Here is a 25,022-nt window from a genome sequence, read left to right on the forward strand (position 1 = left end):
TTTGCTGCGGCGTGTCGGATGCCCCGGAGCCGGGCCGGGCGTTTCGGGTGCCGGAACCAGATGCCGGCGACGGCTATTTCTCGAAGTCCTCGGGCTCCACGTCGGCGAGGAATTCCCTGAACTCGCGCAACTGGCTTTCCGCGTTCTCCTGCGCCGGGCCGTCGGATTCCTCGTCGTCGGCCGCTTCGGCGATCTTGACCCCGGCCTCGTCCATTACCTCGTCCGCACAATAGATCGGGCAGGGCACGCGCAGTGCCACCGCGATGGCGTCCGAGGCGCGGGAGCTGACTGTCACCCCGCCGTCAAACACCAGCTCGGCAAAGAAGACGGTGTCCTGGACCGTCACCAGACGGACTTCGGTGATCCGCCGGCCGAGCACGTCCACGACGTCGCGGAGCAGGTCGTGGGTCATGGGGCGCGGCGGTTTGATGCCCTGCTGGGCGAACGCAATCGCGCTGGCTTCCGGCGCGCCGATCCAGATGGGTATGTGCCGTTCGCCTTCGGTTTCCTTGAGCAGCACCAGCGGCTGGTTCGACGGGAGTTCAATGCGGACTCCGACAACCTCGAGTTCGAGCATGGCTTCTCCGTTCAGCGGTCCATCTGGGCCAGGTGCCCGTGAACCAGCGCCGTATGCAGGTTCAGGCACAGATCGCTGATTTCCTTGGCCGCCTCGGCGGCGCGGGCCCGGGAGGCGACGTCGCGCCGGGACGCCAGCGGGGCCACCGCACGCTCCACCAGCCCGACCTCGCGGTCTGCGGCGGCCCGGAACGGGCGGAGGTGCCGAGGTTCGATGCCATGGCTGCCCAGCTGCCTGCAGGCGCGCACGACCTTGAGTGCGTGTTCGTCGAAACAGGCGTCGTGGGCGTGGATCAGGCCGTAGGCCAGAAGGTCGTCCACGAGTTCCGTGGACGCTCCGCTGGCCTGCAGGAGCTCGGCCCGGGTGAGCGCCCGGCCGCGTCCGTTTAGTTCTGCCGCCAGCGGCTCCGAGACCATCCGGGGGGCCAGGGTCATACCGCCGGGCAGGGCCTCCGGCCGCTCGCCGCGATCGATCGCGTCCAGATAATCCTTGATGACCTTGAGCGGCAGGTACTGGTCGCGTTGCAGGGCCAGCACGAAACGGAGGCGTTCTACGTCCTGGCCGGTGTACTTCCGGTAGCCGGCCGGCGTCCGCTGGGGGCTGATCAGCCCCTTTTCTTCCAGAAACCGGATCTTGGAGGCCGTGATCTGCGGGAAATCCTCCGTCAGCTGTTGCAGCACCTCGCCGATATTGAGGACGCTGCTGCGGTACCCCTCCCGGGACGGCCCGAGGGTGCGCCGCGCTGGCTGGGACCCGGGCACGGGTTAGCCCTGCCCCTTTGCCGCCGTGCCTGCGTAGTAGGTCAGGCGGAACTTGCCAATCTGCACCTCATTGCCTGTCCGCAGCTGCAGGCTGTCCACACGGTCGTTGTTCACGTAGGTGCCGTTGAGGCTGCCGGAGTCCACCACCATGAAGCCGTCGCCGGAGCGGCGGAATTCCGCGTGCTTCCGCGACACCGTGACGTCGTCAAGGAAGATGTCCGCTTCCGGGTGCCGGCCGGCGGTGGTGACGTCCTGGTCCAGCAGGAACCGGGCCCCGGCGTTCGGGCCGTCGTGGGCTATCAGCAGCGCCGACCCGGCCGGCAGCGCGATCACCGATGCTTCCTCTTCGCGGGAGAGCCTCGGTTTGGCGACGTGGGCCAGGGTCTGCGGCGGCAAAAAGATGGATGTGGTTTCCGCGTGCGCCTCCGGGTTCCGGCTGTCGCCGTTCCCGTTATCCGTGGCGTTGCGAGCTTCGCCCACCATCAATAGTTCCTCCCGTAAAAATGTAGCGGCCAACCGGTTCAGGACCGGTTGGCCGTCGAGTGGCTCCGGTAGCTCCTAGCCTACCTGCTGTTCATACTCCGGGGCACTGAGCAAGGTCTCCAGCGCCGCCGGATCCGACAGCTTGACCTCCAGCAGCCACCCCTCCCCGTACGGATCGGAGTTGATCAGGGCCGGGTCGGTTTCCAGGGCGTCGTTGACGGCCGCGACCTCACCGCTGACGGGAGCGTAGATGTCGCTGACGCTCTTGGTCGATTCCACCTCGCCGATGACCTCGTTGGCGGTGATGGAGGAGCCGGCTTCCGGCATCTGCACGTAGACCACATCGCCAAGGGCGTCCTGCGCAAAGTCGGTGATACCCAGGCGCACCGTGCCTTCGGCCTCGGCGGCAGCCACCCACTCATGCTCGGCTGTGTACTTCAGGTCGGCAGGAATATTGCTCATCGGTTGCCTTTCTCGCACCATGGACGGCCAGTTGCTCCGGCAAGGATCCGTTCCCCGCCATCGCTGAAAGTATAGGCATACAGGGCCTTGCACAAGCCAATGGAAAAGGGACCCGGTCCTCGCGGACCGGATCCCTTGCTGTCGGGTTGACAGGATTTGAACCTGCGACCCCTTGACCCCCAGTCAAGTGCGCTACCAAGCTGCGCCACAACCCGAAGTTCCGCCTTCATGCAACCGGCGGAACCACCTCAAATACTGTACAGCATTTTTCCCTGCGTCATGACCACCGGGCGCCACCGCGGGCGGCGGGGCCCGGGTCAGTGCTTGCGGGACCGCTTCTCGCGCACCCGCATGCTGACCTCGATCGGGGTGCCTTCGAAGCCGAATGTTTCACGCAACCGGCGCGTAATGAAGCGGCGGTAGCCGGGGTCCAGGAAACCGGTGGTGAACAGCACGAACTTCGGCGGCCGTGAGGAAGCCTGCGTGCCGAACAGAATGCGCGGCTGCTTGCCGCCGCGTACCGGGTGCGGGTGGGCCGCGACCAGTTCGCCCAGGAAGGCGTTCAGGCGGCCGGTGGGGATGCGTTTGTCCCAGGACTCGAGGGCACGGTCCAGCGCCGGGACCAGCCTGTCCTTGTGCCAGCCGGTCTTGGCCGAGATGTTCACCCGGGGCGCCCAGTCCACGTGGGCCAGGTCCTGCTCGATCTCGCGTTCGAGGTACCGGCGGCGGTCGTCGTCCAGCAGGTCCCACTTGTTGAAGGCAAGCACCAGGGCCCGGCCGGAATCGATGGCGAGCTGCAGGATGCGCACGTCCTGCTCGCTGAGCACCTCGTCCACGGCCAGCAGCACGACGGCGACCTCCGCCTTTTCGAGCGCGGCCTGCGTGCGGAGCGAAGCATAGAAGTCCGCGCCTTGCTGCATGTGCACGCGGCGGCGGATCCCGGCCGTGTCAACGAAGCGCCACGTCCGTCCGCCCAGTTCGATCATTTCGTCGACCGGATCGCGGGTGGTGCCGGCGATCGTGTCGACCACTACCCGCTCGCTCCCGGCCAGCTTGTTCAGCAGCGACGATTTGCCGACGTTCGGGCGGCCGATCAGGGCGACCCGCCGGGGGCCTCCCGTGCGCTCGAGTCCCCCGTAGGCAGAGAATTCGGGCAGCACCTCCAGGGCCGCATCGAGCATGTCGGCCGTTCCCCGGCCGTGCAGTGCCGACACGGGATAGGGCTCGCCGAAGCCGAGGCCCCACAGGGCCGCGGCTTCGGCTTCCTGGGCCAGGTCGTCCACCTTGTTGGCCACCAGGATGACCGGTTTCTTCTTGCGGCGCAGCATCTTTACCACGGCCTCATCCGTGGCCGTGGCCCCGACGTTGGCGTCGACGACCAGCAGGACGGCGTCGGCCATGTCCACCGCGATTTCGGCCTGGTCGGCGACGCGGGCGTGGATGCCGCGGGCGTCATGCTCCCAGCCGCCGGTGTCCACCAGGGTGAACGGGCGCCCGTTCCAGTGGGCCGAGTAGGAGACCCGGTCGCGGGTGACGCCGGGGGTGTCTTCGACGACTGCCTCGCGCCGGCCAATGATCCTGTTCACCAGCGTCGACTTGCCCACATTGGGCCGGCCGACGATGGCCAGCACCGGGGCCACCCGGAGCGGTTCGTCGTCGGGGACGGGTTCTCCTGCAGCCGCCAGCAGCGCGGCGTCCTCGTCGTCAAGGTCGTAATCGGCCAGGCCGGCGCGCAGCGACGCGGCGCGCAACTCGGCTTCGTCGTCATCGAGCTCAAGCATGTGCTCGGCGATCTGGTCCTCGCCCGCCGGACGGTATTCCTCGTCGGCCGGCCGATCCGCCGGGGAGGATCCGGGCTGGGTGTCACTCATCGTCTGTTCCTTCTGGGTAGGCAGCAAGCCGGTTGTCGTCGGGGGGCGTGGTTGGCCGGAAGCGGCTGCCCGGTGAACGCCACGCTGTGCCGGACATAGCCGGACAACTGCCGGCGGATCTCTTCGGCTGCAGTGTCAATTGAAACACGCCCGGACACCGAGGACCGCCTCCGGCAGGTCTGCGGGGAGCCGAACGCCGACTGGTCCGGCACCTTGCCGACCGGCCTGCCCCACCGCGGCCCCCGCCGCACCGGACCGGTGGATCCGCCGTTCCGGGCGGGTTCAGTGCGCGGCATGCCGGACGACGGCGAGCACCGCTTCGACGGTTTGTTCGAAATCCAGATCGGACGAATCCACCGTGAAGACGCCGTCGGCGGCCTCGGAAAAGTTCACCACGGTCGAATCCTTGGCGTCCCGGGCCAGCACCTGCTCGTGCAGGTCGGCGTCGCTCTGCGTTCCGCCCAGCTGGAGGCCGCGCCGGCGCAGCCTTGCTTCTTCGCTGGCGGTCAGCAGCAGCCGCACCTCGGCGTCGGGAGCGACGACCGTGGTGATGTCGCGGCCCTCGGCAACGATCCGACGGCCGGAGTCGGCGATGATCTGCTGCTGGCGCCGGACCAGCTCGGCCCGTGCCCCCAGCGTCGTGGCCACGGCGCTCACGGAGGCGGAGATTGACGGCTTGCGGATTTCGTCGGTGATGTCCGTGGAGCCGATGCGCACGTATTCGTCGTCCGGGTGGGTGCTGATCTGCAGGTCGACGTCCTTGCTGGCCTGTTCGACGGCCGCCGCATCCGCCAGGTCCACACCGGTGTTGACGCAGTACCAGGTCACGGCACGGTACATGGCGCCGGTGTCGAGGTAGGACGCGTGCAGCCGCCGTGCGGTTTCCTTGCTGACGGACGACTTGCCGGAGCCGGACGGCCCGTCGATGGCAACCACCAGCGCCTTGCCCTGCCGGTAACGAGCCATATCCACTTCCGCCGCGCTCATTGCACAACCTTCCATCCACGTGAGGTCAAGTAATCAATTAATTCGTGCCGCTTGCTAGGCAGCACGGCAAGCTCCGCCAGCCCCACCGGCTGGCCCGCCGAGTGCTCCAGGCGCAGGTCTTCCAGGTTGATGCCCACCTCGCCGATCTCGCTCAGCAGGCGGGCGATTTGGCCCGGTGTGTCGTCGACCAGGACGGTCAGCCATGCGAACGCCTGCGGCGGAGCGCCGTGCTTGCCGGGAATCCGCGCCTGGCCTGCGTTGCCTTCGCTGATCAGCTTGGCCATGTCCAACCGGGCGCCGTCGGCCTCGGGGTGCTCAAGCGTCCTGATCAGCCGTTCCAGGTCTTCGCGGACGCCATACAGGATGTCCACGAGCCGGGACGCGTTCGCGCCGAGGATCTGCACCCATAACGCCGGGTCGCTGGCCGCAATCCGGGTGACGTCGCGCAGGCCCTGGCCGGAAAGGGACAAGGCATGCGCCGGGGTGTCCTGCAGCCGGCTGGCCAGCAGCGAGGACATCACTTGCGGCAGGTGCGAGATCAACGCCACGGCGGCATCATGTTCGTCGGCCGACATGTGGGAGACCACCGCGCCTAGGTCGATCGCCAGCGCGTGCGCCGTCTTCACCGCCCCCGGCGAGGACAACTCCGACGGGCACAGGACCCACGGCATCGACGTGAAGAGCTCGCCGCGGGCGGCGACGGGGCCGGATTTTTCCCGCCCCGCCATCGGGTGGGTACCCACGTAGCGGCCCAGGTCCGCCTCCGCCAGGTCCGGGTCCTTGGCCAGTGCCTCGAAGACGGCCGTCTTGACGCTCGCGATATCCACGACGACGGCGTCCGGGTAGTCGCGCAGCGCGCGCGACACGACGGCGGCGGTGACGTCCGGGGGCGCCGCGACGACGACCAACTGGGGCTCCACCCTCTCGCCGGCAGGCAGGATCCGGCCCGCACCGATATCCTGCGCCACGGCCTGCGCCGACGGCGAGGGGTCCGAGAGCAGCACGTCGATGCCGCGGGCACGCAGGCCGAGCCCGATGCTGGCTCCGAGCAGGCCGGTTCCCATCACCAGGACCGGCCCGGACAGGTGGGTTGCCTGCGCGTGTGCCGGGTTCACCGGCTACATCCCCACCAGGGCCAGCAGGTGCCCTGCTTCCTGGCGGCCGAGGGCGCGGATGCTGCCCTGTCGCTGGTCGCCCAGCCGGATGGGGCCGAACTGGATCCGGACGAGCCGTTCCACGGGGTGGCCGACGGCGTCAAACAACCGCCGCACAACGCGGTTCTTGCCCGAATGCAGCACGACTTCCACCAGGACGTGTCCCGGCGTCGAGTCGACCAGCTTGAACGAATCGACCGAGGACACGCCGTCTTCCAGCTCGATCCCGGATTTCATCCGCGCCCCGACACCGTGCGGCATCGGCCCGCGGACCTGCACCAGATACGTCTTGGGTACCTCGTAGGACGGATGGGTGAGGCGGTTGGCGAGTTCGCCGTCGTTGGTCAACAGCAGCAGGCCTTCGGTGGCCTGATCCAGCCGCCCCACATGGAACAGCCGCTGGCCCTGCTGCGGCTTGAGGTAGTCGCTGATGCAGGGGCGTCCCTCCGGATCCTCCATGGTGGAGACAACACCCTTTGGCTTGTTGAAGACCAGGTACGTCAGCGTTTCATCCATCTGGACGCGGATGCCGTCCACATGGATGACCGCGCGGGACGGGTCGACGCGCACGCCAAGTTCGCGCACGATAACGCCGTCAACCTCGACCCGGCCGGCCTGGATCAATTCCTCGCACACCCGCCGGGAGGCCACGCCCGCACCGGCGAGCACCTTCTGCAGGCGCACGCCCTCGGGATCGTGCAGCTCGGAGGCCGCCCCCGCTCCCGCCCGCGAGGGACGGTCCGGGCGCCTGACCGGTCCGAGGTTCTGGCCGAACCGCTCCCGCCCGAAGGGCCGCGGCCCGGCGGGACGCTGCGGCTGCCCGCCGCGTGACTTGCCGGCGCCGGCCTTGCCCGCAGCCTTGCCGCCGGACTTGCCGCCGGCCGGTTTGGCCGGCTTTCCTTGGCCCGGGCCGGCCGTCGACGGCTTGCGACTCCCGTGCTTGGCCGCACCGGGCTCGGCCGGGCCGCGGCGGGCACCGGGCTGACCCGTGCCGAACTCGTTGCGGCCCTGGTCCCGTCCGGCCGCCCCGGAGCGGCCGCCGCCCGGCTTGCCGGCACCGGTCCGGCCGGCGCCGCCGGTCCCCTGACCGGGCCGGCCACGTCCCTGGGCGGAACCGCCCTGGGGACGGCGCTCGGCATCGTCCGGACGGCGGCCGTCGCCGGGACGTTTTCCGCCGCGGGGGTTGTTCCGTCCGGAGCCGGAACGAGGCGGTTGTGTCATGGTGGATCCTTACCCGTGGAAACTACTGCAATGGTCTGCTGCTGCCGGAGGCCGGCAGCCTAGAGCGAAGCGTCGTCGTACTCGCACAGGTTTTCCAGTCCCGGCAGATGCGGGGCGATCTCCGGCAGTTCGCCGATGCTTCCTATCCCCAATCTTTCCAGAAAATAAGAGGTGGTCCGGTACAGGACGGCTCCGGTCTCCGGATCGGTGCCGGAATCCTCGATGAGGCCGCGCTGGGTGAGCGTGCGCACCACGGAATCGACATTGACCCCTCGGATCGCCGAAACCCGGGCCCGCGAGACCGGCTGCCGATACGCGATGACGGCCAGCGTCTCCAATGCGGCCTGGGTCAACCGGGCGGTCTGGCCTTCCAGCACGAAACGGGACACCAGCGGCGCGAAATCGCTGCGCGAGAAGATCCGCCAGCCGCCGGCGATGTGGCGCAGCTCAAAGCCCCGCGGCTCCGCGGCGGGCCGCCCTTCGGAGCGGACTCCGCCGTCGTAATCGCGCTGCAGGTCCAGCAGCAGGGCCTGGACGGTGCCCACCGGAAGGGCCAGCGCTGTGGCCAATTCCACATCGGTGGCCGGTTCGTCGATAACCATCAGGACCGCTTCCAACGCGGCCCGGGCACCGCCCGGCAACCGTTCCACATCGACCTCGGGCCCCGCCGTCTCCTCCTGCGGATCAGTCATCGCGTCCCTCCGTTGTGTCCGCGGCCGTGTCCGCGGCCGGCGCGTTGTCATATTCCTCGCTGAGGTTGGCGCCGGTCCATTCCGCGTCCGGCCCGGTCCAATGGACCGTCAACTCGCCGAGCGGCGCAACCTGGTTGAAGGCGATGACGCCGTCGCGGAACATCTCCAACAGCGCCAGGAAGCGGGCAACCACCACCAGCGCGCCGTCCGCGTCGTCGGTGAGCGCCCGGAACGTCAGGGGCGGGCCTGCCTGCAGTCGCGCCCCAAGGATCGCCGCCTGCTCCTTCACGCTGACCGGCGGCGCGTGCAGGTGCGAGAGCCCGACTTGGGTCGGCGCGGGCTCCTTGGGCTCCAGGGCTTTGGCCGCAAGGGCGGCAAAGTCCGCCAGGGGCGTGCGCCAGACGAGCTCGGGCAGCAGCGCGGCGAACTGCGGCTCCAGCGCGACCTGCCTCGGGAATCGTTCGGCCTCCCGGGCCAGGCGCTGGCCGAGCAGGGCCGCGATTTCCTTGAAGGCCTTGTACTGCAGCAGCCGGGCGAAGAGCAGGTCCCGGGCCTCGAGCAGGGCGATGTCCTCGTCGTCCTCCACCTCGCCGGTGGGCAGCAGCCGGGCGGCCTTGAGGTCCAGCAGGGTCGCCGCGATGACGAGGAACTCGCTGGCTTCGTCCAGGGCCTTGTCGTTGCCATCGGCCTGGAGGCGGCGGATGTAGGAGATGAACTCGTCCGTGACGCGGGCAAGCGCCACTTCGGTGATGTCCAATTCGTGCTTGGAGATCAGTCCCAGCAACAAATCGAACGGTCCGCTGAAGTTGTCCAGCGTGACGGCGAAGCCTGCCGGCTTCCGGTCGCCCTCCTGGTCCGGGACGCCGGGCACGGTGTCCTGCCCTGCCGGGAGGCCGCCTGCCGGCACCGTCCCCGCCGGCGCCGGCGTCATCAGGGGGCGCCGCCGCGGGCGATGAGCTCCTTGGCCAAGTCGCGGTAGGCGGTCGCGCCGGCGTGGTTGCCCGCGTAGCTGGTGATCGGTTCCGCGGCGACGGTGGCGTCGGCGAACTTGATGGTGCGTTTGATCACGGTTTCGAAGACCTTGTCGCCGAAGGCTTCCAGCAACCGGCCGATGACCTCGCGGCTATGCAGGGTGCGGGCGTCGTACATGGTGGCCAACACGCCGTCGATCTGCAGGCGCGGGTTCAGCCGGTCCTGGACCTTTTCGATGGTCTCCACCAACAGCGCCACCGCGCGCAGCGCGAAGAACTCGCAGATGAGCGGAATGATCACGCCGTGGGCCGCGGTGAGCGCGTTGACGGTCAGCAGGCCCAGCGAGGGCTGGCAGTCAATCAGGATGACGTCGTAGTCGTCCTCGACCTTGCGCAGCGCGTGGGCCAGGACCTGCTCGCGCGCCACCTCGTTGACCAGCTGCACTTCCGCGGCCGAGAGGTCGATGTTGGCCGGCAGCAGGTCGATGTTTTCCACGTCCGTGGGCTGGATCGCCTCACGGATGTCGGTCTTGCGGTCCATCAGCACGTTGTAGACGGTCAGGTCCAGCTCATGCGGATTGGTGCCAAGCCCGGCCGACAGGGCGCCCTGCGGGTCGAAGTCGACCAGCAGGACCTTACGGCCGACCTCGGCCAAGGCGGCGCCGAGGTTGATGGTGGACGTGGTCTTGCCGACGCCGCCCTTTTGGTTGACCATTGCCACGATGCGCGCGGGGCCGTGGGACGTCAGGACGGGCGGTTCAGGGAACTCGGTCAGCGGCCGCCCGGTCGGGCCCAGGACATCCTCGTCCGCTTGCCGCAGAGTGGTTGTCGAACCTTGTTCGCTGCTCACGTATCTAACCCAGCTTCCATCGTTTCGCTGCCGTTCTTCTTCCTGACAAGGTTACAGTGACCGCCCCGTTATCGATCGACAGGCCGCTGATGATCGGCGAGCCTTTAGCTTCAAGTAGAGGTCTAAGGTTTATCCTTCGCCGTCGGGAAATAAGGGCAGGCACGACGGCGGTGGCGGATCGACATGTATACAGAAGCGAGCATTTTCCGCAATGTGTCCCGCTTTTCCCGCAGCTATGTATACACTGGCGGGATGAAGCAGAACTTGCGTGCCGGCGAACGGGCGTACTGGACGCTGCGCGAGGACATTGTGGAATGGCGGTTGCCCCCGGGCACGGTCCTGGCCGAGGTTGAGCAGGCCGCCCGGCTGGGCATCTCCCGCACGCCGCTCCGCGAGGCGCTGGGCCGGCTGACCGCCGAAGGGCTGGCCACGCCCCACACCGGACGCGGCGTCGTCGTCGCCGACGTTTCACTGGAGAACGTCACCGAGCTCTTCGAACTGCGCACGGCACTGGAGTGCCAGGCGACGGCCTTGGCCGCCAGGCGCGGCGAACCGGCCGAATTCCGGCGGCTGCAGCAGGAATTCCTCGCGGCGGCCGAGGCCATGCGCGGCGCCGTTCCGGACCCGCAGGCCTACTACCGGCTGGTCGGCCGGCTGGACGCCGCGGTGGACCACGCCGCCGCCAACACCTACCTCCGCCAGGCGATGGCCAACCTGCGCGTCCACTTGGTGAGGATCCGGCGGCTAGCACGGGACAACCCGGCCCGCCTGCTGGCCTCGGCGGCCGAACACGCCAACATCGCCGGCGCCATCGCCGACGGCGACAGCCAGGTGGCGGCCGCCGCCACCCGCATCCATCTTCACCAGAGCCTGGAACACTTCAAGACCACCGATCCGAAACACCGGACCGACCTGCCAGCCGAGAGGACATTCTGAATGACCGTCAACCATCATGTGCGCGTCTACCGCAGCGAAGAGAACCTGCCCCGCGAGGACCAGCTCGCCTACAAGATCGCCCGCGTGGCCACCGACCCGGTGGAGGTTTCCGCCGACGTGGCCGAGATGGTGATCAACCGGATCATCGACAACGCTTCGGTTGCCATCGCGTCGCTGAACCGCTCCCCCATTGTCGCCGCGCGTGCGCAGGCGCTAAGCCACCCGGTCTCCGGCGGCGGTGCCGGTGCCGGGGTCTTCGGCATCGCCGGGAAGACCTCCCCGGAGTGGGCGGCCTGGGCCAACGGCGTGGCCGTGCGCGAACTGGATTACCACGACACGTTCCTGGCCGCCGACTACTCGCACCCGGGGGACAACATCCCACCCATCCTCGCGGTGGCCCAGCACGTGGGCGCGAATGGCCGCGACCTGCTCCGCGGCATCGCCACCGGCTACGAAATCCAGGTGGACCTGGTCAAGGCCATCTGCCTGCACAAGCACAAGATCGATCACGTGGCCCATTTGGGCCCGTCGGCCGCGGCGGGCATCGGCACGCTGCTGGGCCTGGATACGGAGACCATCTTCCAAGCCGTGGGCCAGGCGCTGCATACGACGACGGCGACGCGCCAGTCGCGCAAGGGCGAGATCTCCACCTGGAAGGCGCACGCACCGGCCTTCGCGGGCAAGATGGCGGTGGAGGCAGTGGACCGGGCGATGCGCGGCCAGACCTCACCCGTGCCGATCTACGAGGGCGAGGACGGCGTCATCGCCTGGCTGCTGGACGGGCCGGACGCCTCCTACGACGTGCCGCTGCCGGCCCCGGGCGAGCCCAAGCGCGCCATCCTGGACACCTACACCAAGGAACACTCCGCCGAGTACCAGGCCCAGGCCTGGATCGACCTGGCCCGCAAGCTGCACCGCGAGCATCCGGAAGCCACCGACGCGGAGAACGTGAAGTCCGTCCTGATCAGGACCAGCCACCACACGCACTACGTGATCGGCTCCGGCGCGAACGATCCGCAGAAGTACAGCCCCACGGCGTCCCGCGAGACGCTGGACCACTCGATCCCGTATATCTTCGCCGTGGCCCTGCAGGACGGCGCCTGGCACCACGTTGATTCGTACGCCCCCGAACGGGCGGCCCGGCCGGACACCGTGGCGCTGTGGCAGAAGGTCAGCACCGAGGAAGACCCGGAGTGGACCCGCCGCTACCATTCGCTGGACATCGCCGAGAAGGCGTTCGGCGGCTCGGTGGAGATCACGCTCACCGACGGGACCGTCATCGCCGACGAGATCGCCGTGGCCGACGCCCACCCGCTGGGCGCCCGCCCGTTCGCCCGGGCACAGTATGTGAACAAGCTGCGCACCCTGGCCAAGGGCATCGTCGACGATGCCGAAATCGACCGGTTCCTCGCCGCCGTCGAGCGGTTGCCCGAACTGGCCGCCGGAGAGCTGGACCAGCTGAACATCCGGGCGGCCGACGGCGTCATCGACCTCTCCGCCGGGCCGAAGGGGCTGTTCTAAATGCTCTACTCCGCGACAACCCCCGAGCAGAAGCGCCGGACGCTGCGCGAAGGGCTGGCCTCCGGGAAGCTGCAGCAGTTCCCCGGCACGTTCAATCCCCTCTCGGCGCGGCTGATCCAGGAGAAGGGGTTCGACGGCGTGTACATCTCCGGCGCCGTGCTGGCCAACGACCTGGGGCTGCCGGACATCGGGCTGACCACGCTGACCGAGGTCGCTGTCCGGGCCGGGCAGATCGCGCGGATGACCGACCTGCCGGCCTTGGTGGACGCCGACACCGGCTTCGGCGAGCCGATGAACGTGGCCCGCACGGTGCAGGAACTGGAGAACGCCGGCCTGGCCGGCTGCCACATCGAGGACCAGTTCAACCCCAAGCGCTGCGGCCACCTGGACGGCAAGAACGTGGTGGACCTGGAGACCGCCAGCAAGCGGATCCGCGCCGCCGCCGACGCCCGCCGGGACCAGAACTTCCTGATCATGGCGCGCACCGACATTAGGGCCGTGGACGGCCTGGCCGCGGCCCAGGACCGTGCCCGCGCCCTGGTCGACGCCGGCGCGGACGCCATCTTCCCCGAAGCCATGAGGACCCTGGACGAATTCGCAGCCATCCGCGACGCCGTCGACGTGCCGGTGCTGGCCAACATGACCGAGTTCGGCAAGAGCGACCTGTTCACCGCGGACCAGCTGTCCTCCGTGGGTGTGAACATGGTGATCTATCCGGTGACCCTGCTGCGCAGCGCGATGGGCGCGGCAGAGCGGACCCTCGACGCCATCAAGGCCGACGGGACCCAGCAGGCACAGGTAGGCGACATGCTCACCCGTGCGCGTTTGTACGAATTGGTGGATTATGAGGCGTATAACCAATTCGACACCTCTGTATTCAATTTCCACGTGCCCGGCCGGTACTGACCACAAGACATAGGAGTCGCCATGAGCACCGATGCATCAACCGAAGCACCGCAGATCCGCAAGGGGCTGGCCGGCGTCGTCGTCGACACCACGAAGATTTCCAAGGTCAACGCGGAGACAAACTCGCTGCTCTACCGCGGCTACCCGGTCCAGGATCTGGCCGCGCACTGCAGCTTCGAAGAAGTGGCCTACCTGCTGTGGAACTCGGAGCTGCCGGACGGCGACCAGTTGCGGGAGTTCACCGCGGCCGAACGCGGCGGACGCGCGCTGGACCCGGTGGTGAAATCGGTCATCGATGCCCTGCCGGCCGAGGCCCACCCCATGGATGTCTGCCGGACCGCCGCCAGCGTGATCGGGGCCCGGCACCCGCTGGCCGGGGATTCCTCTCCGGCGGCGAACATGTCCAAGGCCGTGGAACTGCTGGCGGCCTTCCCGGCGGTCGTCGCCTACGACCAGCGCCGGCGCCGCGGCCAGGACCTGGTGGAACCGCGCGCGGACCTGGGCTACGCGGCGAACTTCCTGTGGATGTCCTTCGGCGAAGAGGCCGCGCCGGAAGTCGTGGACGCATTCAACGTGTCGATGATCCTGTACGCGGAGCACTCGTTCAACGCGTCCACGTTCGCGGCGCGGGTAATCACCTCCACGCTCTCCGACCTGCACTCGGCCGTGACCGGTGCGATCGGCGCGCTGAAGGGCCCGCTGCACGGCGGAGCCAATGAGGCGGTCATGCACACCTTCGAGCAGATCGGGATCCGCCCTGACGAGCCCCGCGAGGAAGCCGCCGCACGCGCCCGGACCTGGATGGAACAGGCGCTGGCCCGGAAGCAGAAGGTGATGGGCTTCGGCCACCGGGTCTACAAGCACGGCGACTCCCGGGTGCCGACCATGAAGGCCGCGCTGGACAAGATGATCGAACACTATGGGCGGCCCGAAATACTCGGCCTCTATGACGGCCTGGAGCACGCGATGGCCGAGGCGAAGGACATCAAGCCGAACCTGGATTACCCCGCCGGCCCCACCTACCACCTGATGGGGTTCGACACCGAGATGTTCACCCCGCTGTTCGTGGCCAGCCGCATCACCGGCTGGACCGCGCACATCATGGAGCAGTTGGAGTCGAACTCGCTGATCCGGCCGCTCAGTGAATACAACGGGCCCGCCCAGCGGGAGCTGGGCCGCTAAAGCTGCCAGGCCACGCGGTGGCCGGTGTCGAGATTCTCGACGCCGGCCACCGTTTCGTTGTCCGGCTGCATCAGCACCCGCAGCCGCGGCCGCTGCCCCGACAACGCCAGCGGCAGCCAGTGGCCGGCGTCCTGCCACATCTGCGCCAGCGGCAGCCGGTCCACCCGGTACCAGGCCGGCGCGATTTCCGCGGACTCTACCGGGACGCCCTCCCACCGCCGGGCCACGAAGAGCGCGGTGTCCATGTTCCACGCGGGAAGGGCCGGAAAATCGAAGAAGATCCGTCCGGCCTGCTCCAGCGCCTCCGGCCCCACGCGGACTCCGGTCTCTTCCTGCATCTCACGGCAGGCCGCGTCGTCGTCGCCCTCCCCCGGCTCCACTTTGCCGCCGACCCCCACGACCTTCCCGGCGCCGAACCCGGTCTTCTTCCGGCCGAGCAGCACGTAACGGCGCCCGGCTTCCTCCCGGAGCAGGAAACACAGGGCAACGGCGACAGTCATGGCAGCGAGTCTAGCCCGGCGCGACGGCGCCGACGGTGCGTTCCGGTGCAACCGGCCGGTGCCCGAGAGAGACGCCGGCGGGCCCGGGCGCGCGCGGAGCGGCCTTAGCTCCGGGGCCCCCGGGAGACGCGTCAGCCCCGGGCCCGCGGATGCGCCGCCGCGTAAACTTCGCGGAGGGTATCGGCGGTGACCAGGGTGTAGATCTGCGTCGTGGTGACGGACGCGTGGCCCAGCAGCTCCTGCACCACCCGGACGTCCGCGCCGCCCTCCAGCAGGTGGGTGGCGAAGGAGTGCCGCAGGGTGTGCGGGGACACGGGCTGGGTGATCCCGGCCTTCTCCGCGGCGGTCTTCAAAATAGTCCAGGCGCTTTGGCGGCTCAGCCGGCCGCCGCGGGCGTTCAGGAACAAGGCCGGTGTGCCGTGCCCCTTCGCGGCCAGAGCCGGACGTCCACGGACCAGGTATGCGTCCGCCGCCTGCGCGGCGAAGGAGCCCAGCGGCACCAGCCGCTCCTTGGATCCCTTGCCGAACAGGCGGACGACGGCGGGGCCGTCGCTCTGCGGTTCGACGCTGACATCATCGACGTCCAGGCCGACGGCTTCACTGATCCGGGCGCCGGTCGCGTACAGGAACTCCAAAAGCGCCCGGTCGCGCAGGCCGGTGGGGGTGTCTGCACCCGCAGACTCCAGGATTGCCGTCACAGCGGCGACGGAAATCGCCTTCGGCAGGCGTTTGCCGGGCATCGGCGGATGCACGTCAGTAGCGGGGTCGGTCTCCGTGACCCCTTCAAGCGTCCAGAACTTATGCAGCCCCCGCACGGCCACGATGGTCCGCGCCGCGGACCTGACGCTCAGGGCGGCGGCGCCGTCGGACCCCTCGGTGATGGCCTGGGCGAAGGCCGTGACATCGTGCCGGGTCACCGTGGCCGGCTCCTCGACCGCGCGCGCCTGCAGGAACCGCAGGTAACGGCCCAGGTCCCTGCGGTAGGCCGCTACCGTGTTGGCGGCCAGCCCGCGTTCCACCGCCATGTGCTGCAGGTAGTCGCCCGCCGCGCGGCCCAGCGGTGTCGCGGTGAATTCGTCTCCCTTGGCGGACGGGGCCTGCAGGGGCGCGATGGCGGATCAGTCCCGGCCGGTTCCGGCGGCACCGTCCGGGCGCTGGCTGGGATGCTCCGGCCACGGCGCGTCGGCCGGGCGCAGGTCCTCGAAGCCGGTGGCGGCCGCGCGCGCGGCGGCAAGCACCCCGGTCACGGCCGACGGATTGTGCAGCCGCCCGGCCATGACCGCGTCCACCGCATCGTCCAGATCTACCCAGAGATGCTCGATTTCGGCCTCCTCGTCGGTGCGCTGGTGCCGCTGCGCCTCCGGCACCTCCGAGAGGTCACGGGCCAGGTAGATCCGGATCGCCTCACTGGAAGAGCCGGGCGAATTGAAAAAATCCACCAGCACGTTCCAGCGCCCGGCCACCAGGTCGGCTTCCTCGGCCAGTTCCCGCACCGCGGCATCGACGAAGTCCTCGCCGTCCACGTCCAGCAGGCCCGCCGGGATTTCCCACAGCGACATCCTGGTGGGCTGCCGGTACTGCCTCAGCAGCAGGACCCGTCCCTCCGTGTCCATCGCCAGGATGGCCACCGCGCCAGGATGTGCGATGTAGTCGCGCACCAACGTCTCGCCCGTGTCCGGGCCCAGCGTGAAGGTGTCGCTGACCACGTCCCAAATGCGTCCGCGGTAAACGGTTCGGCTGTCGACCAGCGGACGCGGGTCGGGGATGTCGGCAAAGGCCGCGGAGTGCGCCGACACTCAGGCTCCGGACTTTGCCGTGGCCTTGGCCTTGCCATGCTCCAGTGCGGCGGCGACGAGGCCGGCGAACAGCGGGTGCGGCCGCGTGGGGCGCGAACTGAGTTCCGGATGCGCCTGGGTGGAGACGTAGTACGGGTGCACGTCGCGGGGCAGTTCCACGAACTCCACCAGCTTGCCGTCCGGGGAGGTGCCGGAGAAGACCAGGCCCGCCGCGGCCAACTGGTCGCGGTATTCGTTGTTGACCTCGTAACGGTGGCGGTGACGTTCGCTGACCCTGGTGCTGCCGTAGGTCTCCGCGACGACGGAACCGGACTGCAGGGCTGCCTCGTACAGGCCAAGGCGCATGGTGCCGCCCAGATCACCCTTGCCGTCGACGATGTCCAGCTGCTCGGCCATGGTGGCGATCACCGGGTGCTTGGTGTCCGGATCAAACTCGGTGGACGAAGCGTCTTCCAGTCCCACGATGTTGCGGGCGTACTCCATCACCATCGACTGCAGGCCGAGGCACAGGCCAAGGGTGGGCAGCTTGTGTTCGCGGGCGTGCCTGAGTGCGCCGAGTTTGCCCTCCAGGCCGCGGATGCCGAAGCCGCCGGGCACGCAGATGGCGTGCACGCCGTCGAGGGCGGTTGCTGCGCCTTCTTCGGTGGCGCAGTCGTCGGAGGGAACCCAACGGATCTTGACCTTGGTCTGGTTGGCGAAGCCGCCGGCCCGGAGCGCTTCGGTCACCGACAGGTAGGCGTCGGGCAGGTCGATGTATTTGCCGACCAGCGCCACCTCGACGTGGTGCTTCGGGTTGTGGACCGCCGACAGCAGCCGGTCCCACTTGGTCCAATTGACATCCTTGAACTTCAGGTCAAGGTGCTGCACGATGTACGCGTCCAGGTTCTGCGAGTGCAGGGTCTTGGGGATGTCGTAGATGCTCGGCGCATCCGGGCAGCCAATGACCGCGTCGATGTCCACGTCGCACATGCGGCCGATCTTCTCCCGCATCGCCGCAGGGACTTCCCGGTCGGACCGGATCACGATGGCGTCCGGCTGGATGCCGATGGAGCGAAGCGCGGCGACGGAATGCTGTGTCGGTTTGGTCTTCAGCTCATGCGACGGGCCGATGTACGGCACCAGCGACACATGCAGGAAGAACACGTTGTTGCGCCCGACATCCTGCCGGACCTGACGGGCGGATTCGAGGAACGGCTGCGATTCGATATCGCCGACGGTGCCGCCGATCTCGGTGATGATCACGTCCGGAACCTTCTTGCCCGCGACAGGCTCGGCGGGCAGGCGCATGCGGCGCTTGATCTCGTCGGTGATGTGCGGGATGACCTGAACGGTGTCGCCGAGGTACTCGCCGCGTCGTTCCTTCGCGATCACGGTGGAGTACACCTGGCCGGTGGTCACGTTCGCCGAACCGTCCAGATTCTCGTCCAGGAACCGCTCGTAGTGTCCGATATCCAGATCGGTTTCCGCGCCGTCGTCCGTGACGAAGACTTCACCGTGCTGGAAGGGATTCATCGTGCCCGGATCCACGTTCAGGTAGGGATCGAGCTTCTGCATCGTCACGGAGAGGCCGCGGGCACGGAGCAGGTGGCCGAGGCTTGAAGCCGTCAGTCCCTTCCCGAGCGAGGACGCCACGCCGCCGGTGACAAAGATATGTTTGGTCGTCTTGGACGACTTGGAAAACCGGGAATTAGTTCGCTGCACCACGGAATTCGAGCCTATCACCTTTCTGGACGCCCTCGGATCTCAAGGCCGTTCCGACCGCTGCCGGGTGTGCGAACACACACCCGCCGGTCAACTGCTCCCCCGCCGGCGGCGGGGCTGGTCGTGCCTGTAGCCGATGCTACAGCGCCCTCGCCCCGTCGATGAGTTCCTGGGCATGGGCGCGGGCGGAATGGGATTCTTCCTGGCCGGCGAGCATGCGGGCCAGTTCGGTCACCCGCTCTTCGTCGTCGAGCAACCGGACGTCACTGGCGGTCATCCCGCCGTCGTCCCCGCCGGCCGTCTTGATCACCCGGATGTGCTGGTCCGCGAAGGCCGCCACCTGCGGCAGGTGGGTCACCACGATGACCTGCACGTAGCGCCCCAGCATGGCCAGGCGGCGGCCGATCTCGACGGCCGCCTTGCCGCCGACGCCGGCATCCACCTCGTCGAAGACGAAGGTGGGCACGGGATCGACTTCCGCCAGCACCACTTCGATGGCAAGCATCACGCGGGACAGTTCACCGCCGGAGGCCCCCTTGCCCAGGGGACGCGGCGGGGCGCCCCGGTGCGGCTTCAGCAAGAACGTGATGACGTCGGCGCCGTGCACCGTGAGGGCGGGCGCCGGTTCGATATCGATCAACAGTTCGGCCTCGGCCATGGCCAGCGCCGACAGTTCTGCGCCGACCCGGCGGCCGAGTTCGGCTGCGGCGTCACGCCGCAGCGCCGTCACCGCGGCTGACTGGACGGCCAGGGCGGAGTCCAGTTCTGCGATTTCCGCCTCCAACCGCTCGATCCGGCTGGAGTCGTCTGTCAGGTCTTCCAAGCGGGTGCGGGCCTGAACGGCCCACTCGAGCACTTCGTCGATGCTCGGCGCGTATTTGCGCACGAGCCGCGCCAGGTCGGCCCGGCGTGCTTCGACCTCCTCCAGCCGGCCCGGCCCCTCGCTGTCCAGCGATGCGCCGTAGCTCGCCAGCTCCGCGGCGACGTCGGCGAGGATGATGCCGACCTCGGCCAGTCGGGCCGCAGCGCGGCCCAATTCGGCGTCTTCGTCCTGGACCTGCTCCAGCGACCGCTTCGCCGCGTCGACCAGGGCCGTCGCGTCCGGAGAGTCGGTGTACTCCTCGGCCACGAGCGCCTGGTGCGCCAAGGTGGCAGCAGCGCGCAGTTCCTCGACGTTGGCCAGCTTCACGGCCTCGGCCTTCAAGGCGTCGTCTTCACCGGGCTGGGGGTCCAGCCCGTCGATTTCCTCCAGGGCCTGCTGCAGCGCCTCGGCTTCGCGCAGGCGTTCGCGGGCCTCGGTCCGCAGGGTCTCCAGTTCGGTGCTGGCTTCCCTCCAACGGGCGAATGACGCTGCATAACCGGACAGCGCCGTGGTGAGGGCTTCACCGGCAAACTTGTCCAGCGCTTCCCGCTGCGCCTGCTGGCTCTTGAGCCGCAGCTGGTCTGTTTGGCCGTGGACCGCCACCAGGTGGCCGCCGATCTCGGCCAGCGTTCCCACCGGCGCTCCCCGGCCGCCGACGTGCGCGCGGCTGCGGCCATCGGCGTTCACCGTCCGGGCCAGCATCAGTTCAGCTCCGCCGTCGAACTCGTCGATGTCAGCGCCCGCCTCACCCGCGCGGGCCAGGGCAGGACTTCCCGCGGCAAGCCGAACCACGGCCTCGGTCACTGCGTTGCGTGCCCCGGTCCGCACCGCCCCGGCGTCCGCGCGGGCTCCCAGCAGCAGGCCGAGCGCGGTGACCACCATGGTCTTGCCCGCACCCGTCTCGCCCGTCACCACCGACAGGCCGGGCCCCAGCGGAAGCGTAGCCTCGGTGATCACACCGAGGTTGCGGATCCGGATTTCTTCGATCACTTCGGCGCCTCCTGGCTTGGCTGGGCGTATCGTGGTTCCACTGTCCGCACCGTAGGCAGGGACGAAGTCGGCGGCTGTTCTTCCGAGGGGCTGACGGGCCCGCGCCATCCCGACGTCGGCAGTTCGAATTTGCGGACCAAACGCTCCGAGAACGGCGTCCTCCTGGTCCGGGCCAGCCGCACGGGTTTGTTGGAGCGCGTCACTTCGATCCGGGAACCGGGCGGCAGCTCCAGGCTTCGGCGGCCGTCGCACCAGAGTACGCCGTTGGCATCGCTGCGGCTGAGCACTTCCACCGCCATGATCGAATCCGGGGCAACCACCAGCGGTTTGGCGAACAGCGCGTGGGCGCTGATCGGGGTCATCAGCAGGGCTTCCACCTGGGGCCAAACCACCGGTCCGCCCGCGGAGAAGGCGTAGGCAGTGGACCCCGTGGGGGTGGCCATGACCACGCCGTCGCAGCCGAACGAGCTGATGGGCAGGGCGTCGACCTCGACCACCACTTCCAGCATCCGCTGCCGGTCGCCTTTTTCCACCGCCGCCTCGTTCAGCGCCCAGGTATGGCCGATCTTGCGCTTGTCCAGCCACACCTGGACGTCAATGGTCAGGCGCTCCTCAACCGTGTATTCGCGGTTTACCACCCAGTGAACCGTCTGGGCCAGATCCGCCCGCTCGCTCTCGGCCAAAAAGCCGACGTGTCCGAGGTTAACACCCAGCAGCGGGACGTCCGATTCCCGGACCAGTTCGGCCGAGCGCAGGATGGTACCGTCGCCGCCGAGGACCATGCCCAGATCAACGCCGTCCAGGCCGATGTCCTCGTCCAGTATTTCGGTGGGAACGGCCAGCTCGCCGTAGGTCTCCTGGAGGTGTCCGACCTCTTCCCGTCGCATGACCGGCACCAGGCCGGACGAGTGGAGTTGGGCGCAGGTTTCCTGGGCGGCCGCCAGGGCGTCTGCGCGCCCGGTGTGCGCGAGCACCAATATCCGCCGGCTCATCGCTCCACTCCCGGTTCCTGCCCTCTCGGTTCATCCAACTGGTCCGGCCTCGCTTCCCGCTCCCGCGGGAAACCGGCCATGGCCGCGTCCACTGCCTCCTGCAGCACACTACCCGTTCTGCGCTCAGTGGCCCCCGGGGGAACACTTATCCACAGGAAATATTCGACGTTCCCGTCCTGGCCGGGAAGCGGGCTGGCCGCCAATCCGCGTATGTCCAGCCCCCGTTCCAACGCTGCGGCGACAACGTTGCGAACCGCCCGGTACCGTTCCGTGTCGGAACTGACGACGCCGCTGCGCGCCAGCCGCTCGCGGCCAACCTCGAACTGCGGCTTGACCATCAGCAGCAGATTCCCGGCCGGACGGGTCGCATCGGCCAACGGTCCTATGACCAGGGTGAGGGAGATGAACGACAGGTCAGCGACGGTCAGGTCCACCGGGCCGCCGATCGCTGCCGGTTCGAGATACCGGACGTTCAGGCCTTCGAATACCCGGACCCTGCTGTCCGTCCGGATCGCGTCGACGAGCTGGCCGTGTCCGACGTCCACGGCGACGATCTCCCGCGCGCCGGCGCGCAGCAGTACATCGGTGAAGCCTCCGGTAGAAGCTCCGGCATCGAGGCAGCGCAGGCCCGCCGGATTAACTGCGGGGAAGACCGCCAGTGCACCGGCAAGTTTGTGTCCGGCCCTGCTGACGTAGTCGGGGCCTCCGTCTGCGGCCACGGCCAGCTGGTCGTCCGGGCCGACGGCGGCCGCCGCCTTGGTCAGAACAGTTCCGGCACGGCTGACCCGCCCGGCCGCTATGAGCTTGGCTGCGTGGGTACGGGACCGTGCCAATCCGCGGGATACGAGCTCCTGGTCCAGTCTGGGCATAGGGCTCAATCAGCCTCGGTCTCCAGCTCGGCCAGCAAATCGTCGTGGATCTGCTGGTACACGTGTTGGTGCCCGCGTACGGGAAGGTCCGGAATCCGGGCCAGGCCGGAGATGATCGCGTCGACCGGCTCGTCGGCCGTGGAGTCGCCGGGAACCGGCCACTGCGGCTGCATCCGGCCGCCGCTTTCCCCTGATTCTGGCAGGTCCAAGCTATCCTCCCTCGCGTCGGCGGCTGTACCCAACCGCATGAGCCAGTCTAATATCGGCCTTCAACCGGCAAGGTCAGGCGCGGCCGCGGACGCCTGGTGCGGATGGGCATCCCACCAGGCCGCGCAGGCAGCGCGCCAGGTGTCCACATCCTCCCGGCTGCCGGAGACATTCAGCTTCCCGTTTTCGACGGCGGCCACCGCAGCACCGCAGCGGAACCCCGAGCCGTCAGGGGTAACGGCAGGATAGGGCCGGTACAGTTCGGTCAGGCTGCCCAGCAGATACCGTGGCCGTTCCGCCGTGCGCGCGGCGAGGATCGTTTCGACCCCGTCGATGCCGGTCAAGACGACTGCCGTGTCCATGCCCGCGTTGTTGCCGCCCAGGATGTCCGTATCGAGCCGGTCCCCCACTACCAGCGGCCGGCGAGCCCCCAACGCCGCAGCCGCCGTCGTAAAAATGCCCGCTTCCGGCTTTCCTGCAACCAGGGGCACCGCGCCGGTGGCTGCCTGTACGGCCGCCACCAACGACCCGTTTCCGGGGGCGATGCCACGCTCTCGGGGAATGGTCAGGTCGGTGTTGGTGGCGATCCAGAGGGCGCCCGCGGCGACGGCGAATGATGCCTCCGCCAGGTCTTTCCAGCCCAGCTCCGGGTCGAACCCCTGGATCACGGCGACCGGGGCATCGAGGGCGGAACGGACCGGTACGAAGCCCTGGGCGGCTGTTTCGTCCGCCAGGGTCCGGCTACCCGTGACCAAGACCTTTGAGCCCGCCGGAACATGTCGGGCAAGCATCAGCGCACCGGCCCGCGCCGACCCGAAGACCTGGTCGGCGGTGGCCGGGGCACCGAGCTCGCGCAAATGAGCGGCCACCTGCGCCGCTGACCGCGACGCATTGTTGGTGATGTAGCCCAGCGCCGTCCGGGTCTCCGCGAGGCCCCTCAGTGCCTCTACGGCTCCGGGGATAGCCTGGTGCCCGGCGTACACGACGCCGTCCAGATCGGACAGCACGGCGTCGTAACCGGAGATCAGGGGCTTACCCGTCATCGTCCCTGCTGGCCTGGGCGGACGCGGTGCCGGGAGCGCCGGCGTCTTCGACGTCCGTCGCAGCTGGAGCAGCCGCTTGATCGGAGGCGGTCGGAGAACCAGCCGCAGGTTCACTTTCGCCGTCGTCCGGCGCTGACTCTTCAGATTCGGCCGGGCCGGCCGTGTCGGCCTCGTTGATGAAACCCCGCACATCGGTAACGGGGCCAGCTTCGCGGCGGCCGTCATCCGGTTCCATCTCATCGCCGACCAGGTCGACAATCTCAGGCTCGGCAAAATCTCCCACGCCCAGGGCGTTTTCGGCCACCATCGCCTGGCGCCTCCATTGCTGTGCTTCCTCACCACGGTTAGCGGCATCCAAGGCGTCCGCATACGCCCGGAACAGCCGCGGGCTGTAGGAGAAGGCCCTGTTTCGGTCCAGTTGCGGAATCTCCAAGGCCGCAACCGCCGCGTCGTACTGCTCCAGGTCGGAACGGGCGCCGGAGGCCACAATCGCCAGTTCCACTTTGCCCGCCGTATCCAGTGTTGCGGCGTCTTCTGACCGCGTCAGCTCCAGCGCCCTGTCCGGCCGCCCGAGGCCACGTTCGCAGTCGGCCATGATCGGCAGGTGCTCATTGGAGCCGCTGATGCGACGGAAGGTGCGGAACTCCCTGAGGGCTTCACCGTAGTGACCGGCCGCGTATGCGGTCAGGCCGACGGCCTCTCGCACCGGAGCCATGCGCCCACCCCTGCGGCTGGCCGCCAGGGCGTGCTGGAAGGCAAGTTCCGGTTCCTCGTCCAGCAGTCGCCCGGCCATCACCAGGTGCTTGGCAACCCACTCAGCGTTCTTGGACTCCAAGGTCCGCAGCTGCGCGCGCGTGACGCGGTCCAGCTCGGCACCCGTGACGTCGGGGTCAATCTCCGGTGAACGCGGGCGGTCGACCCGGTTGGAACTGCGCAGGTCTCCGGCATTGTGATCAGGCGCTCCGCCGGCGCGGTCGAACGACCTGCCACCGCCATCGTTGCGGGAACGGTCACCGCGGTCCTGGCGGGGGCGGTCACCGAAATCCCGACGCTCACCACGATCCTGACGCGGCCGATCATCGCGCGAGCGGAAACCACCGGCACCGCCAGACGCGCTGCCACGATCCTGACGCGGCCTGTCATCGCGCGAACGGAAACCACCGGCACCACCAGACGCGCTGCCACGATCCTGACGCGGACGATCACCAAAGTCCCGACGCTCACCACGATCCTGACGCGGACGATCACCAAAGTCCCGACGCTCACCACGATCCTGACGCGGACGATCACCAAAGTCCCGACGCTCACCACGATCCTGACGCGGACGATCACCAAAGTCCCGACGCTCACCACGATCCTGACGCGGACGATCACCAAAGTCCCGACGCTCACCACGATCCTGACGCGGACGATCACCAAAGTCCCGACGCTCACCACGATCCTGACGCGGACGATCACCAAAGTCCCGACGCTCACCACGATCCTGAC

General features: G+C 68.5%; 26 protein-coding genes and 1 tRNA gene. 5 read left to right on the plus strand and 22 right to left on the minus strand.

Annotation, left to right across the window (positions count from 1 at the left end; genetic code table 11):
• Nucleotides 1-73 precede the first annotated feature (73 nt).
• From AC5RTY_RS08055 to AC5RTY_RS08110, 12 genes are all read right to left on the minus strand, one after another.
• Nucleotides 74-577, minus strand: coding sequence for a bifunctional nuclease family protein (locus AC5RTY_RS08055; RefSeq protein WP_493999445.1), 504 nt, complete (start codon nucleotides 575-577; stop codon nucleotides 74-76).
• Between the two features lie 11 nt (nucleotides 578-588).
• A complete protein-coding gene (gene ftsR / locus AC5RTY_RS08060; protein ID WP_493977983.1) occupies nucleotides 589-1,338 on the minus strand; it encodes a transcriptional regulator FtsR in 750 nt (249 codons plus the stop codon).
• A gap of 3 nt (nucleotides 1,339-1,341) precedes the next feature.
• Nucleotides 1,342-1,821 carry an FHA domain-containing protein gene (locus tag AC5RTY_RS08065; RefSeq protein WP_493999444.1) on the minus strand — a complete coding sequence of 160 codons (480 nt, stop codon included), beginning with the start codon at nucleotides 1,819-1,821 and terminating at the stop codon, nucleotides 1,342-1,344.
• A 75-nt stretch (nucleotides 1,822-1,896) separates the two neighbouring features.
• Entirely contained in the window at nucleotides 1,897-2,283 is a 387-nt protein-coding gene (gene gcvH, locus AC5RTY_RS08070) for a glycine cleavage system protein GcvH (protein WP_493999443.1), read from the minus strand.
• Between the two features lie 141 nt (nucleotides 2,284-2,424).
• Nucleotides 2,425-2,498 (minus strand) — tRNA-Pro (locus tag AC5RTY_RS08075).
• Between the two features lie 102 nt (nucleotides 2,499-2,600).
• Nucleotides 2,601-4,154 carry a ribosome biogenesis GTPase Der gene (der, locus tag AC5RTY_RS08080; protein WP_493999442.1) on the minus strand — a complete coding sequence of 518 codons (1,554 nt, stop codon included), beginning with the start codon at nucleotides 4,152-4,154 and terminating at the stop codon, nucleotides 2,601-2,603.
• 282 nt (nucleotides 4,155-4,436) lie between these two features.
• Nucleotides 4,437-5,141, minus strand: a complete 705-nt coding sequence (gene cmk, locus AC5RTY_RS08085; RefSeq protein ID WP_493999441.1) for a (d)CMP kinase — start codon at nucleotides 5,139-5,141, stop codon at nucleotides 4,437-4,439.
• Nucleotides 5,138-6,205, minus strand: a complete 1,068-nt coding sequence (locus tag AC5RTY_RS08090; RefSeq protein WP_494014118.1) for a prephenate dehydrogenase — start codon at nucleotides 6,203-6,205, stop codon at nucleotides 5,138-5,140. The genes cmk and AC5RTY_RS08090 overlap by 4 nt, the downstream gene beginning before the upstream one ends.
• A gap of 54 nt (nucleotides 6,206-6,259) precedes the next feature.
• Nucleotides 6,260-7,516: a pseudouridine synthase gene (locus AC5RTY_RS08095; RefSeq protein ID WP_494013795.1), complete on the minus strand. Its 1,257-nt coding sequence runs from the start codon at nucleotides 7,514-7,516 to the stop codon at nucleotides 6,260-6,262.
• A 59-nt stretch (nucleotides 7,517-7,575) separates the two neighbouring features.
• The gene (gene scpB / locus AC5RTY_RS08100) at nucleotides 7,576-8,208 is read right to left on the minus strand and encodes an SMC-Scp complex subunit ScpB (protein ID WP_494139338.1); all 633 of its coding nucleotides are present in this window, start codon (nucleotides 8,206-8,208) and stop codon (nucleotides 7,576-7,578) included.
• Complete coding sequence (locus tag AC5RTY_RS08105; RefSeq protein WP_494013793.1) at nucleotides 8,201-9,139, minus strand: segregation and condensation protein A; 939 nt, start codon at nucleotides 9,137-9,139, stop codon at nucleotides 8,201-8,203. The genes scpB and AC5RTY_RS08105 overlap by 8 nt, the downstream gene beginning before the upstream one ends.
• Entirely contained in the window at nucleotides 9,139-10,029 is an 891-nt protein-coding gene (locus tag AC5RTY_RS08110; RefSeq protein ID WP_493999437.1) for a ParA family protein, read from the minus strand. The genes AC5RTY_RS08105 and AC5RTY_RS08110 overlap by 1 nt, the downstream gene beginning before the upstream one ends.
• 264 nt (nucleotides 10,030-10,293) lie before the next feature.
• Here AC5RTY_RS08110 and AC5RTY_RS08115 point away from each other — a divergent pair, with 264 nt between their 5' ends.
• Genes AC5RTY_RS08115 through AC5RTY_RS08130 form a run of 4 tightly spaced genes read left to right on the plus strand, consistent with a single transcriptional unit; the run spans nucleotide 10,294 to nucleotide 14,574 of the window.
• Entirely contained in the window at nucleotides 10,294-10,965 is a 672-nt protein-coding gene (locus AC5RTY_RS08115) for a GntR family transcriptional regulator (protein WP_494001237.1), read from the plus strand.
• Nucleotides 10,966-12,486: an MmgE/PrpD family protein gene (locus tag AC5RTY_RS08120; RefSeq protein WP_494013792.1), complete on the plus strand. Its 1,521-nt coding sequence runs from the start codon at nucleotides 10,966-10,968 to the stop codon at nucleotides 12,484-12,486. It begins immediately after the preceding gene.
• Nucleotides 12,487-13,392 carry a methylisocitrate lyase gene (prpB, locus tag AC5RTY_RS08125; RefSeq protein WP_494013791.1) on the plus strand — a complete coding sequence of 302 codons (906 nt, stop codon included), beginning with the start codon at nucleotides 12,487-12,489 and terminating at the stop codon, nucleotides 13,390-13,392.
• A 21-nt stretch (nucleotides 13,393-13,413) separates the two neighbouring features.
• Entirely contained in the window at nucleotides 13,414-14,574 is a 1,161-nt protein-coding gene (locus AC5RTY_RS08130; protein ID WP_494013790.1) for a bifunctional 2-methylcitrate synthase/citrate synthase, read from the plus strand.
• Here AC5RTY_RS08130 and AC5RTY_RS08135 read toward each other — a convergent pair.
• The 10 genes from AC5RTY_RS08135 to AC5RTY_RS08180 all read right to left on the minus strand — a co-directional run bounded on the left by AC5RTY_RS08135 (nucleotide 14,571) and on the right by AC5RTY_RS08180 (nucleotide 24,369).
• Nucleotides 14,571-15,074, minus strand: a complete 504-nt coding sequence (locus tag AC5RTY_RS08135; protein WP_494013789.1) for an 8-oxo-dGTP diphosphatase — start codon at nucleotides 15,072-15,074, stop codon at nucleotides 14,571-14,573. The two genes, AC5RTY_RS08130 and AC5RTY_RS08135, sit on opposite strands and share 4 nt — an antisense overlap.
• A gap of 131 nt (nucleotides 15,075-15,205) precedes the next feature.
• A complete protein-coding gene (xerD, locus tag AC5RTY_RS08140; RefSeq protein ID WP_494013788.1) occupies nucleotides 15,206-16,177 on the minus strand; it encodes a site-specific tyrosine recombinase XerD in 972 nt (323 codons plus the stop codon).
• A gap of 15 nt (nucleotides 16,178-16,192) precedes the next feature.
• Nucleotides 16,193-16,870 (minus strand): NUDIX domain-containing protein, encoded by a 678-nt coding sequence (locus AC5RTY_RS08145; protein WP_493999432.1) that lies wholly within the window; start codon nucleotides 16,868-16,870, stop codon nucleotides 16,193-16,195.
• A complete protein-coding gene (pyrG, locus tag AC5RTY_RS08150; protein WP_494025795.1) occupies nucleotides 16,871-18,592 on the minus strand; it encodes a CTP synthase in 1,722 nt (573 codons plus the stop codon).
• Between the two features lie 118 nt (nucleotides 18,593-18,710).
• Nucleotides 18,711-20,423, minus strand: a complete 1,713-nt coding sequence (recN, locus tag AC5RTY_RS08155; RefSeq protein WP_493999430.1) for a DNA repair protein RecN — start codon at nucleotides 20,421-20,423, stop codon at nucleotides 18,711-18,713.
• Nucleotides 20,420-21,415: an NAD kinase gene (locus AC5RTY_RS08160; RefSeq protein ID WP_493999429.1), complete on the minus strand. Its 996-nt coding sequence runs from the start codon at nucleotides 21,413-21,415 to the stop codon at nucleotides 20,420-20,422. The genes recN and AC5RTY_RS08160 overlap by 4 nt, the downstream gene beginning before the upstream one ends.
• Entirely contained in the window at nucleotides 21,412-22,284 is an 873-nt protein-coding gene (locus AC5RTY_RS08165) for a TlyA family RNA methyltransferase (protein ID WP_494025794.1), read from the minus strand. Before AC5RTY_RS08165 ends, AC5RTY_RS08160 begins: the two co-directional genes overlap by 4 nt.
• A gap of 5 nt (nucleotides 22,285-22,289) precedes the next feature.
• On the minus strand, nucleotides 22,290-22,493 hold the full coding sequence (locus AC5RTY_RS08170; protein ID WP_494023269.1) for a hypothetical protein: 204 nt from the start codon (nucleotides 22,491-22,493) through the stop codon (nucleotides 22,290-22,292).
• Nucleotides 22,494-22,553: 60 nt separating this feature from the next.
• Nucleotides 22,554-23,534, minus strand: a complete 981-nt coding sequence (locus AC5RTY_RS08175) for an HAD-IIA family hydrolase (protein WP_494013785.1) — start codon at nucleotides 23,532-23,534, stop codon at nucleotides 22,554-22,556.
• On the minus strand, nucleotides 23,524-24,369 hold the full coding sequence (locus AC5RTY_RS08180; protein WP_494025793.1) for a hypothetical protein: 846 nt from the start codon (nucleotides 24,367-24,369) through the stop codon (nucleotides 23,524-23,526). The genes AC5RTY_RS08175 and AC5RTY_RS08180 overlap by 11 nt, the downstream gene beginning before the upstream one ends.
• Nucleotides 24,370-24,483: 114 nt before the next feature.
• Between AC5RTY_RS08180 and AC5RTY_RS08185 the strand changes: the two genes are divergently transcribed.
• Nucleotides 24,484-25,022, plus strand: a 539-nt coding sequence (locus AC5RTY_RS08185) for a hypothetical protein (RefSeq protein ID WP_494139339.1), incomplete at its 3' end; no start/stop codon positions are given.

The organism is Arthrobacter sp. Y3224055, from assembly GCF_059090825.1.

Excerpts from the sequence above, each read along its gene's own strand:
- AC5RTY_RS08090 (WP_494014118.1), bottom strand. The coding sequence starts at position 6,205 with ATGGGAACCGGCCTGCTCGGAGCCAGCATCGGGCTCGGCCTGCGTGCC.
- AC5RTY_RS08160 (WP_493999429.1), bottom strand. The coding sequence starts at position 21,415 with ATGAGCCGGCGGATATTGGTGCTCGCGCACACCGGGCGCGCAGACGCC.
- AC5RTY_RS08105 (WP_494013793.1), bottom strand. The coding sequence starts at position 9,139 with ATGACGCCGGCGCCGGCGGGGACGGTGCCGGCAGGCGGCCTCCCGGCA.
- AC5RTY_RS08165 (WP_494025794.1), bottom strand. The coding sequence starts at position 22,284 with ATGCCCAGACTGGACCAGGAGCTCGTATCCCGCGGATTGGCACGGTCC.
- AC5RTY_RS08130 (WP_494013790.1), top strand. The coding sequence starts at position 13,414 with ATGAGCACCGATGCATCAACCGAAGCACCGCAGATCCGCAAGGGGCTG.
- AC5RTY_RS08095 (WP_494013795.1), bottom strand. The coding sequence starts at position 7,516 with ATGACACAACCGCCTCGTTCCGGCTCCGGACGGAACAACCCCCGCGGC.
- cmk (WP_493999441.1), bottom strand. The coding sequence starts at position 5,141 with ATGAGCGCGGCGGAAGTGGATATGGCTCGTTACCGGCAGGGCAAGGCG.
- AC5RTY_RS08175 (WP_494013785.1), bottom strand. The coding sequence starts at position 23,534 with ATGACGGGTAAGCCCCTGATCTCCGGTTACGACGCCGTGCTGTCCGAT.
- gcvH (WP_493999443.1), bottom strand. The coding sequence starts at position 2,283 with ATGAGCAATATTCCTGCCGACCTGAAGTACACAGCCGAGCATGAGTGG.
- scpB (WP_494139338.1), bottom strand. The coding sequence starts at position 8,208 with ATGACTGATCCGCAGGAGGAGACGGCGGGGCCCGAGGTCGATGTGGAA.
- der (WP_493999442.1), bottom strand. The coding sequence starts at position 4,154 with ATGAGTGACACCCAGCCCGGATCCTCCCCGGCGGATCGGCCGGCCGAC.
- AC5RTY_RS08055 (WP_493999445.1), bottom strand. The coding sequence starts at position 577 with ATGCTCGAACTCGAGGTTGTCGGAGTCCGCATTGAACTCCCGTCGAAC.
- AC5RTY_RS08065 (WP_493999444.1), bottom strand. The coding sequence starts at position 1,821 with ATGGTGGGCGAAGCTCGCAACGCCACGGATAACGGGAACGGCGACAGC.
- AC5RTY_RS08120 (WP_494013792.1), top strand. The coding sequence starts at position 10,966 with ATGACCGTCAACCATCATGTGCGCGTCTACCGCAGCGAAGAGAACCTG.
- prpB (WP_494013791.1), top strand. The coding sequence starts at position 12,487 with ATGCTCTACTCCGCGACAACCCCCGAGCAGAAGCGCCGGACGCTGCGC.
- AC5RTY_RS08135 (WP_494013789.1), bottom strand. The coding sequence starts at position 15,074 with ATGACTGTCGCCGTTGCCCTGTGTTTCCTGCTCCGGGAGGAAGCCGGG.